Annotated in this window: 10 protein-coding genes; 4 read left to right on the top strand and 6 right to left on the bottom strand. The window is 72.0% G+C overall.

What is annotated here, in order from left to right:
* Positions 1-212 precede the first annotated feature (212 nt).
* On the top strand, positions 213-1,955 hold the full coding sequence (locus J2852_RS00190) for a ParB/RepB/Spo0J family partition protein (RefSeq protein WP_209869152.1): 1,743 nt from the start codon (positions 213-215) through the stop codon (positions 1,953-1,955).
* A gap of 526 nt (positions 1,956-2,481) precedes the next feature.
* On the opposite strand, the gene J2852_RS00185 is transcribed toward J2852_RS00190, so the two are convergent.
* On the bottom strand, positions 2,482-2,841 hold the full coding sequence (locus tag J2852_RS00185) for a ribbon-helix-helix domain-containing protein (RefSeq protein ID WP_209869149.1): 360 nt from the start codon (positions 2,839-2,841) through the stop codon (positions 2,482-2,484).
* Between the two features lie 382 nt (positions 2,842-3,223).
* On the opposite strand from J2852_RS00185, the gene J2852_RS00180 reads away from it, so the two are divergent.
* Together J2852_RS00180 and J2852_RS00175 are read left to right on the top strand one after the other, a co-directional pair.
* Positions 3,224-3,469, top strand: coding sequence for a FitA-like ribbon-helix-helix domain-containing protein (locus J2852_RS00180; protein WP_209869146.1), 246 nt, complete (start codon positions 3,224-3,226; stop codon positions 3,467-3,469).
* Positions 3,470-3,483: 14 nt separating this feature from the next.
* Positions 3,484-3,903, top strand: a complete 420-nt coding sequence (locus tag J2852_RS00175; RefSeq protein ID WP_209869143.1) for a type II toxin-antitoxin system VapC family toxin — start codon at positions 3,484-3,486, stop codon at positions 3,901-3,903.
* Between the two features lie 34 nt (positions 3,904-3,937).
* Here J2852_RS00175 and J2852_RS00170 read toward each other — a convergent pair whose 3' ends face one another.
* The gene (locus J2852_RS00170; RefSeq protein WP_209869140.1) at positions 3,938-4,099 is read right to left on the bottom strand and encodes a ribbon-helix-helix domain-containing protein; all 162 of its coding nucleotides are present in this window, start codon (positions 4,097-4,099) and stop codon (positions 3,938-3,940) included.
* Positions 4,100-4,242: 143 nt separating this feature from the next.
* Here J2852_RS00170 and J2852_RS00165 point away from each other — a divergent pair, with 143 nt between their 5' ends.
* Positions 4,243-4,593 (top strand): hypothetical protein, encoded by a 351-nt coding sequence (locus J2852_RS00165; protein ID WP_209869137.1) that lies wholly within the window; start codon positions 4,243-4,245, stop codon positions 4,591-4,593.
* A 2,273-nt stretch (positions 4,594-6,866) separates the two neighbouring features.
* On the opposite strand, the gene csb2 is transcribed toward J2852_RS00165, so the two are convergent.
* From csb2 to cas3g, 4 genes are read right to left on the bottom strand one after another with little or no spacing between them, the layout of a single operon-like run.
* Positions 6,867-9,083 carry a type I-G CRISPR-associated protein Csb2 gene (gene csb2 / locus J2852_RS00155; RefSeq protein WP_209869134.1) on the bottom strand — a complete coding sequence of 739 codons (2,217 nt, stop codon included), beginning with the start codon at positions 9,081-9,083 and terminating at the stop codon, positions 6,867-6,869.
* A gap of 14 nt (positions 9,084-9,097) precedes the next feature.
* Positions 9,098-10,174 carry a type I-G CRISPR-associated RAMP protein Csb1/Cas7g gene (gene cas7g, locus J2852_RS00150; protein WP_209869133.1) on the bottom strand — a complete coding sequence of 359 codons (1,077 nt, stop codon included), beginning with the start codon at positions 10,172-10,174 and terminating at the stop codon, positions 9,098-9,100.
* Entirely contained in the window at positions 10,171-11,046 is an 876-nt protein-coding gene (cas8g2, locus tag J2852_RS00145; RefSeq protein ID WP_209869130.1) for a type I-G CRISPR-associated protein Cas8g2, read from the bottom strand. The genes cas7g and cas8g2 overlap by 4 nt, the downstream gene beginning before the upstream one ends.
* Positions 11,046-13,700: a type I-G CRISPR-associated helicase/endonuclease Cas3g gene (gene cas3g, locus J2852_RS00140; RefSeq protein ID WP_209869128.1), complete on the bottom strand. Its 2,655-nt coding sequence runs from the start codon at positions 13,698-13,700 to the stop codon at positions 11,046-11,048. Before cas3g ends, cas8g2 begins: the two co-directional genes overlap by 1 nt.
* Between the last annotated feature and the right edge of the window lie 105 nt (positions 13,701-13,805).

The raw sequence follows: 13,805 nt of genomic DNA, 5'->3' as shown, positions 1-13,805 counted from the left end.
GGGAAGAGAGGGCGTTGCCGCTCTCTCCCCCGCGAGGGCCGCCTGTTGCCGGGCAGGGCCGCCGGTTCAGGGCACGGCTCGTGCCCCTCACCCGGACAGCCCGGCCCGGCGCGCCGGCCCTCGCCCCCCACTCACCCACCGCTCGCGCGGCCCCGGGAAGCAGCAGCGGCCTTCGCTGCTGCTTCGCAGCTTCACGAGAGAGGGAGTGACCCATGAGCAACCAGCTTGTTCCCCTGTCCCAGCTTCTCCCGCCCACGGCCAATCCGCGCAAGCGCATCGACCCCGCCGGCATCGAGGGGCTGGCCCGCTCCATCCGGACCGACGGCGTGCTGCAAAACCTCGTCGTCACCTGCCTCAAGGGCGACCGCTTCCGCGTCGTCACCGGCGAGCGCCGCTACCAAGCCTTGAAGCTGCTGGAGAACCGGGGCGACATCGGCGCCGATTACCGCGTGCCCGTCGAGGTGCGCCATGGGCTGAAGCCCGCCGACGCCCGGCGCATCGCCCTGGTGGAGAACGTGCAGCGCGAGGCGTTGGACGCCATCGACGAGGCGGACGGTTTCGCCGCCCTGCTTCAGAAGGGCGCCACGCTGGAGGACGTGGCGGCGCAGACGGGTTTGAGCACCGCCACGGTCAAGCGCCGGCTGGCGCTGGCCGGGCTGTGCGATGAGGCCAAGCAGGCGGTGCGCGACGGCGTTGTCGGGCTCGGCATCGCCGAGGCGCTGACGCTCGGCACCCACGAGCAGCAGCGGGGCATCGTCGCCGGGATCGCGGCGGGCGGCTGGTGCGACGCCGAGGACGTCCGCGCCATGCTGGTCGAGGAAAAGCCCTCCGTCGCCATGGCGGTGTTCCCGCTGGAGCGCTACACGGGCACCGTCACCGCCGACCTGCTCGCCGAGGCCGAGGCGACCTACTTCGACGACGCCGAACAGTTCCAGGCGTTGCAGCGGCAGGCCGTCGAGGCGATGGCGGCGGAACGGGCGCGGACGGCGGCGTTCGTGGACGTGTTCGACACCCACGGCGCGCCCTGGTGGCACTACCGCCCGGCCCCGGAGGGCGGGAGCGGCGGCACGGTGATCCACCTGACCCCGGCAGGCCGGGTCGAGGTGCGCGACGGGCTGGTGCGCCACGAGGTGCGGCCAGCGGTCGCCGCCGAGACGCGGGACAGCCCCATGGCGGCGCGGCGGGAGCGGGCGGAATACCCGGCGTGGCTGGTCCGCCACATGGCGGCGCACAAGACGCTGGCCGTGCAGACGCTGCTGATCGCCGCCCGGCGCAAGGCCAGGGAGGTTGCGGTGGTGACGCTGCTGCGCCGGGCCGACGGCCACCATGGCCGGGTGCCGGTCGAGGCGCACCCCGCCCTGGCGCTGGCTTCGGGGATGGACCGCCGCCCGCGCGGCTATGACGCGGTGGAAGCGGCAGCGGCGTACTTCGAGCGGTTGCTGGGGCAGGAGCCGGTTGAGGACAGCCGGGGGGCGTGGGAGCGGCTGACCGCCGCGCCGAAGGACGGGGCCGATCTCTACGAGCGGGTCAAGCGGCTCGGCGACGAGGACCTGGACGGGCTGCACCTGCTGCTGAACATCCTCGCCTTCGGCCAGGGCGACCTGGAGGTGATCGACGGCGGCGACAGCCTGTTCAACCGGGTGGCCCGCGACCTCGGGGCCGACATGCGCGACTGGTGGCGGCCCGACGAAACCTTCCTGGGCGGGCGCACCCGCGACCAGCTGTGCGCCATCGCCGCCGCGAGCGGGGCCACGGTGACCATGGCGCGGCTGGCGGATTACCGGAAGTCCGGTTTGGTGGAGGCGCTGGTGAGGCACTTCGAGCGCACCGCCAAGGCTCCGGACGACGCGCCGGACTGGCAGATCAAGGGCTGCGACTGGCTGCCCGAGGCCATGCGGTTCGGGGCCGAACCGGAAGACGACGCCGGTGCTGGCGTTTCCATGGCCGCCGAGTGACGGGATCGCCGCCCTCCTTCGGGAGGGCGGCTCTCCAAGGGGCGCGCCTGTGGCGGCGGTGCCGGGTCGTCGAAGGGCCACGGCAGGGGATTGGTCCACAGGCCGCGTCGCAGCCGGACGGCGGTGGCTTGCTGGGACTGGTAATGGCCGCCGCTGCTGGCCGGATGGTCGAGGGCGAGGCCGGACAGAACCTGGAGATCGGCGACGTCGATGGACCCGGACAGGCATTGCGCCACCAAGACGCCTTCCGTCCGGGCGGAGGAGACCTGGCACTCCACGGTGCGGCCACGGGCCCGCCGGTCCAGCGCCAGGGCCGCCAGCCGGCCACAGGGATAAGGGCGGCCATCAGCGTCGGCGCAGCTTTGCTCCAACCCCAGGGCGCGGATGCCCCACAGGCGGATGCGGGTGCCGGCGACGATCACGGTGCCGCCGTCCGGCACCGCCTCCACGGTGCCCCGGATCACATCCCGCGCGGCGGCGGGGGCGGCCAGCGCCAGCAGGAGAATGCAAAGTCCGATCCCCCGCATCAGCCGACATCCTGAATGGCGGCGCGCAGCACGGGCGAAAGCTCCCTCTCCGGAGGCGGGGTGGCGCAGCGGAAATAGGTGACGACGAACACCCGCACGGACGCGGTCAGCCGGGCGGAGCCGCGCCGCTGGTCGATGGCCGTGCACAGCTCGTTCAGGGTCATGCCCTCGCGGGCGCAGATGTCCCGCAGGCCGTCCCAGTAGCCCGGCTCCAGGGCCATGCTGGTGCGCCGGCCGGAGACCGTGAGGTTGCGGCACACCGGGCGGTGCGACGCCCAGCCGGCGGCGTGCTGCGCTCGCAGCAGCGCACACCCCGGTAGGGCCGGCACCGCCCGGCGTTCGCCATGCGCCCGGCGCATACCGCGAATTGTGCACCGTTGTGCAGATTTGGCCGGTTCTCAAATCTGCACAATGGCGAGAAGCCGCCTTTTTCCGTGTCCGTTCAACCCGTTTCGCGGGACCGTTTGTGTGCCGCCGTTGTGTACGGACTGCACAACGATTTGAACACGAACAAAACCGCCCGCCATGCGCATGACGCAGAGCGTGCAACATTGTGCGACATATTTTCCGATATGTCGCATGGGGCGCGGACGCGGTTCGGCTGGTGACGGTCGAAGGATAGGCCGGCGGCTCGAACGAAGCAAGAACGTGAGGGCTGGTTGTCCTTGAAAGCGTGCCGCATTCCTTGATGCCGAGGTGTTCACGCCTTACCATCATCATGGACGCGGACTGGGAGTGACCATGGGCAGCATCACCATCCGGAATCTGGACGAACCGTTGGTGCAACGGCTGTCGGTTCGGGCGGCCCATCATGGCCATTCCGTGGAGGAGGAGGCGCATCGGATCCTGAGCGCCGCCCTGACCGAACAGCCCGAGCCGGCCGGAAATCTGGCCGACGCGATCCGGCGCCGTTTCCAGCCGTTCGGCGGTGTCGAGGTGCCGGACGTGGCGCGCGAGCCGTTGCGCGATCCACCGGGTTTTGAGTGACCGGCGTCCCGGTCATGGTCATCCTGGACACCAACGTGCTGTCGGAGCTGATGCGGCCCGCCCCCTCCGCCGAGGTTCTGCGTTGGGTCGCGGGTCGACCCGCGACGGGCCTGTTCACCACGACGATCACCCAGGCCGAAATCCTGTTCGGCCTCGCCCTCCTGCCCGAGGGGCGGCGGCGCGGCGATCTGTTGGCCGTTGCGGGTCAGATGTTCGCCGAGGATTTCGCCGGACGAATCCTGCCGTTCGACGGCGCGGCGGCGGAAGCCTTCGCGCCCATCGCGGCGGGCCGCCGCCGCGCGGGCCGTCCGACAGGGACCTTCGACGCCCAGATCGCGGCCATCGCCCGGGTGCATGGGGCCACGCTGGCGACCCGAAACGTGGTGGACTTCCTGGATTGCGGGGTGACGGTTGTCAACCCGTGGCAGGTGTGAGCATGCGAATTTTAGCAGTTCGCTTCCGGTCGGTTCATTTCTCCGGCTTCTGCAAATAGCCCTGTTCGATCAGCCAGTTTCTCAGGACACGTTCGACCAGCGACGACACCGAACGATCATCGTCCTTGGCCGCCTTGGTAAGGGCTTCCTTCACGTCCGGCGCCAGCGTGACGCTGGTTGGCTGCGCCTTGACCATCACTATACTCCACTAGGAACTAGTTGACCGAATTGTTCGGTGGAGTATAGTGGTTGTCACTAGCTTTGAATAGCAACCGAACCGGGAGTTCGCACCTCCCGGCCCGGCCTGACCACAACCCGAGCTTATGGGAGCTACGGATCATGGCTGATTCCGAGATTACCACAGCTGTGCCCGAAGAAGGGGACGCGGAACTTCTGCGCCTCGGCAAGCGGCACCTGAACCTGCTGCGCCGGTACGAGGCGCGCGACTTTGGCGAGGACACCCGGGCGAACGACCGTTTCATGGGGCGGCTGATGAAACTGGAAAACCAGATCGCGGCGATCCCCGCGACCACGCTCGCCGGCCTGACCGTGCGCCTGTGGGTGCTGTGGAACTGGGAAGCCACCGAACCCGGCGTCCTGTTCACCGGCCCCACCCCGGAGGCCTCCGAAAAGGAACACCTCGCCTGGGGCCTCATCCAGGACGCAGAGCGCGTCGCCGCGCGAACCTGACGAACGGAGGACCGCCCGGCTCTTCGCCCGAGGCGAGGGGCCGGGCGGGTCGTATGGTGAGGCCCCGGCATTTCGCCGGGGAAGACCCAATCCTCGCGAAGAAGTTCACCGTCGCGTACGGCGCTTCAATGAGGCCCCGGCGTTTCACCGGGGAAGGCTTTAAGTTCAAGCAGCACAACGAAAACCCGCAGCAAGTGCTTCAATGAGGCCCCAGCATTTCACCGGGGAAGACGGCGAACTGTTCGGTGACATGCAGGTCATGGACTTCCTGCTTCAATGAGGCCCAAAGCGTTTCCGCTCGGGAAGACGCCGAAGGCCAAGTTGGACGAGGGCCTGCGCCAGTAGCTTCAATGAGGCCCCGGCATTCACCGGGGAAGATGCCCACCACCCAGCAGGAGGGCGCGCGCCATGGCTGACAAGCTTCAATGAGGCCCCGGCATTTCACCGGGGAAGACGCCGTCCGCGAAAGCGTTCACGCCTACCTGATGAGCCTGCTTCAATGAGGCCCGAGCATTTCTGCCCAGGAAAACCAAGTTCATCGACGTCTACATGGGCTTCGCCCAGATGCTTCAATAAGGCCCCAGCATTTCACCGGGGAAGACGCGAGCCCTCTGGAAACGATCCCGCCGAATGATGAACATGCTTCAATGAGGCCCGAGCGTTTCCACTCGGGAAGACTTTCATCGACCAAGAATTCCCGGAAGACACGTTCGTTCAGCTTCAATGAGGCCCGAGCATTTCGGCTCGGGAAGACGCCCCGTCTGGACCGCCTCCTGCCCTTGCCAACCTTTGCTTCAATGAGGCCCGAGCGTTTCCACTCGGGAAGACGTCTGCTCGAGTACCACCAAGGCGTGCTGTTCCTTACCACGCTTCAATGAGGCCCCGGCATTTCACCGGGGAAGATCTGGACTCGGCGGGGCGGGCAGCCTTCACCCGCGAGGCGCTTCAATGAGGCCCGAGCATCTCGGCTCGGGAAGACGCTGTACTGCTCGTTCTGTGGCAAGTCACAGCACGAAGTGCTTCAATGAAGCCCGAGCGTTTCGGCTCGGGAAGACCATCGTTGCCGAGCAGGTGCAGTACCCAAAAGCCTAGTTTCAATGAGGCCCGAGCGTTTCCACTCGGGAAGACACTTCGGAGAAAACCAGTAGTATCGATCAATCTGCTCAACTTCAATGAGGCCCGAGCGTTTCAGCCCGGGAAGACAACCGACCACACGTTCAAACTCTGGATCGGCTGCACGTTTCAATAAAGCCCGGGCACTTCCGTCCGGGAAGACCTGGAACAAGTTCGTCGCCTGGCTGAAGGCCAAGTGGTTTCAATAAAGCCCGGGCGTTTCCGCCCGGGAAACTGCAAGTCATCAGCGCACAAACGGAAATATTCGCGTGGCGCTTCAATAAAGCCCGAGCGTTTCCACTCGGGAAGATGCCGCGCCTACCTGAACAGCCGTGAGATCCCGTTCGTCACGCTTCAATGAGGCCCGAGCGTTTCCACTCGGGAAGACCTAGTGCTGGGCGCTGCTGTTCAACGACCTCGGCAAGCTGCTTCAATGAGGCCCCGGCATTTCGCCGGGGAAGACAGGGTGAGTTGCACCCCGTTGAACGACAACGACAAACGGCCACGGATTCGAGCGGTCCGTGATTCGGATCGGGTGTGGCGCCTGGCCGATCCGGTTTCGTTCTTCACGCTGTCCAAGAACCCTGGAAAATCAACGGCCTTCGCTGTGCGAGCGGGTCCGGGGTTTTGGCGGGCACCGGACCGCTCGCGCGGCAGCGGCGGCGGGGGAGAGGATAGCATTGGGCGCGCGGGTGGTCATCACGGGATTGCGTCGGGGGCGGGGCCTTCGCATCGGGCGGTTGGCGCGGGTGCCGTGTGGAAAGAACCGTCCGTTGGCGTTCCCGTGACGGCTCCCGGTGGATTCGGTCCGCTTGATGCCGTCAGTGCTGGTCTTTCCGGTGTGAGGGGCGGGACTTCAGGGCGAACAGGTGCTTGGGTGGGGATCCAGAAACTCCCCACACAAGTGCTTGTATGGCCTGGATTCCCGCCTTCGCGGGAATGACGATGGAGGGGTGGTTGGAAACTTGGGTGTGTCCTAAGGGGCCTTGAGTCAGCGCCTATGAGCCTTCGCGGGGATGACGTTTGGGGAAGGCGGTTGCCTCCCGGACATGCCTGGATCTGCTTAAGTCAGCACCTGTGCGCCTTCGCGGGGGATGCTTGGGGACTGTGGTTGGCGGCTCAAGAAACCTTCTGGTCGGGGGCGGGCTGGCGGAGGGGGATCAGGGGAGATCGGGGACGAAGAGGCCGCCGCCGGCGTGGGCGTCGCGGCCGAGAAGGATCGGGCCGCGCACCGCCACCGCGAAGGTCAGGCGCGCCTCCACCGCGAGGCCGCCGCCGGGCGCGGTCAGGAAACGGGTCACCTCGGCCTCCGGGTCGGGCAGGCCCCGGCGGCGGCATTCCAGGCGCAGGTCCTCGGCGATGGCGGACGCGGCGGCGTCCTTGCGCTTGGGGTGGCGGGTCGGGCGGTAGGGCGTGCGGCTGACCCAGACGCGCGCCGCCGGATCGGCCTCGTCTTCGGCGCCGGGGGCGGCGGGCAGGGGCGTGAGGCGCAGCACTCCGGCGGACCCGGCGCGCAGCACCGACAGGGCGCCGGTCACGCGGGCGAAGTCCCGCCGCTCCGCCGCCGTGGGCGTCCAGGAACGGTCCACCCGCCAGGGTGCCCAGGCGGTCAGCCGGTCCAGCCGGCCGTCGCCGTCGCGGTCCTCCGCCAGCAGGAACAGATGGCGGTGCCGCCCCGAACGGGCCGGGCCGGAATCCGTCTCGTGGCCGGAGAACAGGGTCGGAACCGCTCCGCCCCCGGTGTCGCGGGCGAGGCTCATCAGCGCGCGGCGCAGCGCCTCCACCACCACGCCGGCCTGCGCGGCGGCGGGGCGGGTGTCCGGGGCGACGGCGTAGTCCACGCGGTCCGGCGGCTGCTCCGCCACCGGGGCGAACAGGCCGAGGCCCTGGTAACGCCCGTCGCCCACCGCCAGCGGCCCGGCGACGGGAACGGCGAAGCGGATCTCGGCGTGCCACAGGCGGGCGGCGGCGAAGCGCGTGCCCTCGGCGAAGGAGCCGGCGCGCTCGCCATGACGGCTCCAGGGATCGCGCCGGACGCGCAGGGCGCTCACCGGCGCCGCGATGCCGGCGTGGCGCAGGGCCTGGCGCAGCGCCGACGCGGCCTGCGCCTCGGCGGCGGCGCGGGCCGTGCCGGAAATGGGGCCGGCGATGGGGCCGGAGGGGCGGGGGGACGGCAGGGCCACGGGGGTGACCGTGCGCCACAGGCGCGAACCGGTTTCCGACACCAGTCCCGACACCGTAACGCCGTAATGGCGCAGCATGGAGCGGTCGTCGGCGGGGACGAGGTGCGCGGCCACCACGCCATCCCCGTCGATGACCAGGGGCAGGCCGGTGAAGGCCCAGGCGAGGTCGCGCGCATCGAGCGGGCAGCCCGGCGGCGCCTCGACCAGCAGACGGCGGATCGCCGGGTCGGTGTGGGCGTGGCCGAGCGAGGGCAGGGGCAGGATGCGCGGGCGCTGGGCCTTGTCCGCCTCCCCGGCGCCGTGGCCGACCAGAAGGCGCTCGACGCGCGCGGACTCGGCGGGCAGGGCGCGGGTCAGGCGGGCGGCCGCGGCGTCGCGCGCCGTGGCGGTCAGAGCGGCAGCGCGGGCCAGCGGCCAGGGGGCGAAGGCGGCGCTCTCCGCGTCGCGCAGGTCGAACAGCAGGCGCTGCGGCGGGGCGGCGTAGGCCACCGGCGCGCAGTCGGGCTTGGCCGGGCGGCGGAACTCCACGACGCGGTTGCGGCCCCGGCCCTGCGCCTGGAACTGACAGGACCGCGCGGCGTGGCGGGCGTGCAGGCTGTCCAGCGAGCCGGGCACCGGGCACAGCGGGTCGCCGTCACCGCCAAGCTGGCCGGAGGGGCGGAAGACCGCGCCGCCATGGGCGGCAAGGCGGGCCTCGGCGGCGGGCCAGCCGGTCAGCTCGGCCCGCGCGCTGGCGGCGTCGATGCCGTGGCCCAGCGTGTGCAGCCGCTCCGCCAGCGCGGCGATGCGGGCGGCGTGGGGCGAGGGCTCCGCGACGGGCCAGAGGTAGAGGATGGGGTGGTCGTCCTCCAGAATGGAGGGCTGGCGGCGCTTGGGCGCGCGGATCTCCGACGTGCGGCGGGGGTCGCCGGCCTTGGCGTCCAGGTCGTTGTTCGGCACGTAATGCACCACCGCCCGGCCCGGCCGGCGCGCGGGTGCCGCGATCAGCGGCGGCGGCAGGCTCTCCAGCCAGCGGAAGGCGGCGTCCTTGTCGGCCCGGTCCTTGTCCGTGCGGTCCTCGCCGGCCCAGCGGCCGCCGTAGGCCCCGGCCACCAGCGCCTGGAACAGGCGGAAGGGGGACGGCGGCCAGTCCCCGGACCCGTGATAGCGCCCGGTCAGCAGGCGGACCTCGATCAGCAGGGCGCCGGTGGGCATGGCGGGGGGCTCCGTCACGCCTTGGCCTTCAGGTCGGCCTCGGCGCGGTCCTTGGCGAAGACGGCGCGGCGGTCGGGGCCGACGCCGAAGCGCCGCGCGGCGTCGCGGGCGTAGTCCAGCGCCGCCTCGAAGGTCAGGGCGACGAGGGTGCGCTGGCCGTTGCGCTGGACCACGGTCCAGGTGGCGGGCGCGCCGGGGTCGGGGGTCAGCAGGCAGCCCTGGCGCAGGAAGCCGTCCTGGTCCGCCGTCGCCGCCACCAGCGCGAGGCCCAGCGCGTAACGGCGCAACGCCGCCCCGTTCTCGCCGCCGAGCTGGCGCAGCGCCACGAGGTTCACCGTCACGTCGCGGAACACGCCGCCGCGCGCCACCACGCCGCCCGGCGCGCCGGTGGAGGGGACGGGGACGAAGCCGCGCTGGGCCAGCGGGGACTTGTTGTTGTTCTCCGCCTTCCTCTTCTCGTCCTCGCTGAACAGGTCGAGTGCGGCGTAGTCCACCGGCGGGCTGTACTGGGCCGAGCGGGTCAGCACGTTCACGTCCCAGGCCCGGATCACCGACTGCACCACGCGCGGCAGCTTGGCCTGCGTGTCGCGGCTGTCCCAGGCGCCGAAGATCAGCGAGGTCGGGGCGAGCCGGGCGATGGGGCCGGCGTCGCCGTCGTCGTGGTAGATGCGGAAGGCCTTGTGCGCCTCCTCCGCGAGGTCGGAGCTGCGCACCAGCGCGTCGCCCAGCCTGTGGCCGGCGTCCAGGATCGACACGGTGCGCTCGTTGCCGATGGATATCTCCACCTGCGGGACGAGGGACGCCAAGGGGTTTTCCGGCTGGCCGGATGGTGCGCGCTTGAACAGCGGCTCCATGCGGTTGGCCTGCGAGCCGACGCTGTCGATCTGCGCCACCCTGGTGCCGTCGGACAGCGTGTCGATGCAGTAGGGATGCTTGTCGTCGGCGTAGGTCGGCGGGAAGATCACCGCGCCCTCGCCCTCCACCGGGAGAAGCCGCTGCTTGAGGTGCAGCGCCACCGGCCCGCGCAGCAGGTCGTCGGCCCAGCCGTCGAGGAGGTCGGGGGTCGGGGTGATGGCGGCGGCGTCGGTCATGGGGATGACTCCTCCTGGGCGTCGAGAATGCAGCGGGCCTGCCCCTCCTGGCCGGGCCAGCCGAGGCGCATGGAAAAGAGGCGGGCGGGAAAGCCCATGGTTTGGCCGCCCAGCACCGCCCGCGCCAGCAGCGTCGGCAGCCGGGCGGAGGACACGGCGTAGCGGTAGTGCAGCTTCTCCAGGCGCTGCGGGCGGGCGTGTTGCAGGCCGATGGCGGCCAGCAGCTCGACCAGCGGGTAGCCGACCATGCGGATGGCGCCGTGCTCGTTGGGCGAGAAGCCGACGTCGAGCGCGGTGTAGTCGCGCCGCCAGTCGAAGCGGAAGCTGCTGCTCTGCGGGGCGGACAGGGCGAAGGGATCGCGCGCGGCGTCGGCCAGCGCGTTGCCGCCGAGCCGGACGAGGTCCAGCGCGTCGCGCGTCAGCGCCGCCCCGGAATAGCCGCCGGCCCCGGCCCAGAACTTCAGGTTGTCGCGCCCCGAGGCCGGAACGTCCGCCCAGTGGCCGAGCGGGATCGCGGCGCCGTCCGCGTCCACCAGCAGGGCGGGCAGCGCGCTGGGCGTGTCGGGGCGCGGGCAGGGGAAGACGCCGCCCTCCACGGGCAGGGTCGCCACGCCCGGCTCCTTGGCGGCGAGGCCGGACCCGGCGGGGGCGAGCGCCCGCACCTCGGCGCGGGAGAGGAAACGCAGGGCCGCCAGCACGGGGTCGTCCGGGCCGTCCACCGACAGGCGGAAACGGGCGCGCGTCTCCCGCCCGGTCCAGACGCAGCCGCCCTCGGCGGGGCCGCACAGGATCTCCGCCGCTTCCATCAGGCCCAGGCAGGCGAAGACCTGTCCGGGGTTGCGCAGGTCCACGGGGATGGTCGCTTCGGCCATCAGGCGTCCCCCTCGTCCAGGCGGCGGGAGGCGCGCTGGTCGGCGGCGCGCAGCAGCGCCTCCCACCCGGCCAGCGCCCAGGGGCCGAGCCGCCGTTGCAGCCGGGCGAAGCGCAGGGCGGCCTCCGCCGCCAGCGCCGCGTTGGCCGTGGGCGAGCGGTCGGGGTGGGGGTCGATCGGCGGGATCGCCGGGCGGGCGTGGCCGTGGTGCGCGGCGATCAGGTGCAGCACCAGATCGCGCTCGTCCGCCGGCAGGTCGAGCAGCACCGCCGCGTCGCCCAGCGAGCCGAACTCGTGCCGGTAGCCGGCGAGCAGGCGCGGGTTGCCGCCGCCCTCGGTCTTGGCGAAGGGGCGGCCCGCGCGCGGTGCCGCCATGGCGGTCTGCCACAGCGCGCGGTCCTTGCCCAGGTCGTGCAGGCGGGCCGCCGTGGTCAGGATGCGGGTCCAGCGCTCCCGGTTCGCGGGGGCGGCGGTGCTCCACAGGGCGTCGGCGATGCGTTGGGCCTCCACCTCGGTCCAGCCGTGGTGCTCCTTGAGGCTCTGCGCCCGGCGCGCGATGGCCGGGTCGCCCCGGCGGGAGCCGCCGCCCGGACGGCGCAGGGTCCACACGGACAGGGCCGGCGCGTCCGCCTCGTCCTCGTCGGGGTCGCGGCGCAGGGCGAAGCGGTGGGCGGGCTTCCAGTCCCCACCGGGGTCGGCCTCGCCGGGGCCGGTGACGCGGTAGCCGATGTCGGCCAGCACGTCCTCGTCCCAGCCTTCATCCAGCGTGCCGGGCAGGGCGTCGGCGTCCGCCTTCTCGTCCAGATGGCCGGAGGCGGACAGGCCGCCCAGCGCGGCGGAGGCGACGATCAGGTCGCCCTCGGCCATCCGGCCCTTCTTGCGGTCGAGTTCGGCGGCCAGATCGCGCGCGGTGAAGACGCCCTTGACCGCGCGGGCGGCGGACAGCAGCACCAGGGCCAACGACTCGTCCGGCAGGCGGGCGGCCTTCAGCCGGGCGGCGAGCAGGCGGCGGATGCGGTCCAGCGGCGCCTCCACCCCCTCGCGCAGGTGGGGCGGGGCGGCGGCGAAGAAGGCCTCCATCTCCGCCTCGGCGGGCGGCGCGCCGTCGCGCCAGGGCAGGTGCCGGCGCCAGAGCAGGGTCGCCGTGGGCTCCTCCCCCTCCACCCAGCCGCGCAGCCAGGGCGCGGGGGCGGGGCGGCCGGGATGCTCCTCCAGCGCGGTCATCGCCCAGGCCTCCACCGTCGCGCGGTCGAGCGGCGGGTGCAGCGGGGCCGGCGCGGTGGCGGCGCGGACCAAGCCGGGATGCGCGGCGCGCAGGGCCAGCAGGGCGCGCGGGCTGGCGTCCAGGCTGCCGCCCCGATCATCGTCGTCCAGCACGGGCAGGGCGCGCAGGGGCGCCTCCAGCCGGGCGCGGGTGTCGGCGTCCAGGTCGGGCGGGACCAGCACGGTGACGCGGGCGACCCGCCCGTCGCCGCCGGCCCGGTTCACGCGGCCCAGGCGCTGGATCATCCGTTCCACGGTGACCAGATCGCAGACCATGTGGTCGGCGTCCAGGTCGATCCCGACCTCGCCCGCCGCCGTCGCCACCAGCACGGCGGGGCTGGCGGGGGGCTCCGCGTCCTCGCCCTTCAGGAAGCCCAGCGCGGTCAGGGAGGCGGTCAGCGCGTCGCGCTCGAAGACGCGGCGCTCGCCGGTCAGCGTCTCGACGGGCGGCCCGTTCTTGCCGGTCAGCCCGTTTTTTCCGGTCAGATCGTCGGCGATCTTCAGGGCGTCGGCGCGGCTGTGGGCGAAGACCAGCAGGCGCGCGGCGGGGTCCGTGGCGTGGAGACCGCGCGCCGCCTGGGCCAGCGCCGGGGCCAGCACCGGGGCGAGCGCCTTGCCCCCGGGCGCGCCGCCGGCCCCGGCGATGGTCAGCCGCTTGCCGGCGTCCAGCCGCCGGGCGGTCCAGCCGTCGCGGTCGGCCTCCTCCAGCCGGAACACCCGCCCGCCCTCGTTGCGGCCCGTCGCCGACAGGGAGAGGACGCGCACGGGCGGCAGCGCCGCGCCGTCGCCGCTGGCCCCGTCTGCGGCGATGGCCCGCGCGGTCTCGCGCGCGACGGCGGACAGCAGGGCCTCGAAGGGCGGGCAGAGGTGCGCCTCGTCCAGCACGAACAGGCTGTCGGCGCCCAGCAGCCCGGCGTGGAAGGGCCGCATCCCGCGCGACACGCCGTAGCCCTCGAACAGCAGGCGCGAGCCGATCATGTCGATGGTGCCGACGACGATGGCCGGGGCGGCCGGGTCCTCCAGCCAGCGGCGGTTGTCGGCGTGCCGCCCGCGCAGGGTGGAGACGGCGAGCGGGGGCAGGCCGGGGAGGGCGTCCGCCGCGCGTCCGGCCAGCCGGTCGGCGAGCCGGTTCGCGAGCGCCGTCGCCTGATCGACCACGGCGCGGCGGTCCACCACATAGACCAGCCGCCGGGGCAGGGCCGCGCCGTTGGATGTCCGGTTCGCAAGGGCGATCAGCCACAACGCCATGACCGAGGTCTTGCCGAGCCCGGTCGGCAGGTCGAGCGCGTCCGGCACGTCGCCCCGCGCCAGCCAGCCCTCGAACAGCCGCCGCTGCCAGCGGTTGGGCCGATGGCCGGTCAGGGCCTCGAAGGCGGAGTCGAAATCGATCATGCGCAAGCCCTGGCCGTGACGCAGCCGGTGCGCGGGGCGCGTGTCCGTTCACCGGGGGATGAACGGTATGGGCGAGCGCGCGGTTCTGTAAAGCGCCCTTTGGTC

This window comes from Azospirillum soli (assembly GCF_017876165.1).
Lineage (GTDB): Bacteria > Pseudomonadota > Alphaproteobacteria > Azospirillales > Azospirillaceae > Azospirillum > Azospirillum soli.
The sequence above is the reverse complement of the archived record's forward strand: the minus strand, read 5'-3'. Positions and strand labels throughout refer to the sequence as shown.

Excerpts from the sequence above, each read along its gene's own strand:
- J2852_RS00190 (WP_209869152.1), top strand. The coding sequence starts at position 213 with ATGAGCAACCAGCTTGTTCCCCTGTCCCAGCTTCTCCCGCCCACGGCC.
- J2852_RS00185 (WP_209869149.1), bottom strand. The coding sequence starts at position 2,841 with ATGCGCCGGGCGCATGGCGAACGCCGGGCGGTGCCGGCCCTACCGGGG.
- J2852_RS00180 (WP_209869146.1), top strand. The coding sequence starts at position 3,224 with ATGGGCAGCATCACCATCCGGAATCTGGACGAACCGTTGGTGCAACGG.
- J2852_RS00175 (WP_209869143.1), top strand. The coding sequence starts at position 3,484 with ATGGTCATCCTGGACACCAACGTGCTGTCGGAGCTGATGCGGCCCGCC.
- J2852_RS00170 (WP_209869140.1), bottom strand. The coding sequence starts at position 4,099 with ATGGTCAAGGCGCAGCCAACCAGCGTCACGCTGGCGCCGGACGTGAAG.
- J2852_RS00165 (WP_209869137.1), top strand. The coding sequence starts at position 4,243 with ATGGCTGATTCCGAGATTACCACAGCTGTGCCCGAAGAAGGGGACGCG.
- csb2 (WP_209869134.1), bottom strand. The coding sequence starts at position 9,083 with ATGCCCACCGGCGCCCTGCTGATCGAGGTCCGCCTGCTGACCGGGCGC.
- cas7g (WP_209869133.1), bottom strand. The coding sequence starts at position 10,174 with ATGACCGACGCCGCCGCCATCACCCCGACCCCCGACCTCCTCGACGGC.
- cas8g2 (WP_209869130.1), bottom strand. The coding sequence starts at position 11,046 with ATGGCCGAAGCGACCATCCCCGTGGACCTGCGCAACCCCGGACAGGTC.
- cas3g (WP_209869128.1), bottom strand. The coding sequence starts at position 13,700 with ATGATCGATTTCGACTCCGCCTTCGAGGCCCTGACCGGCCATCGGCCC.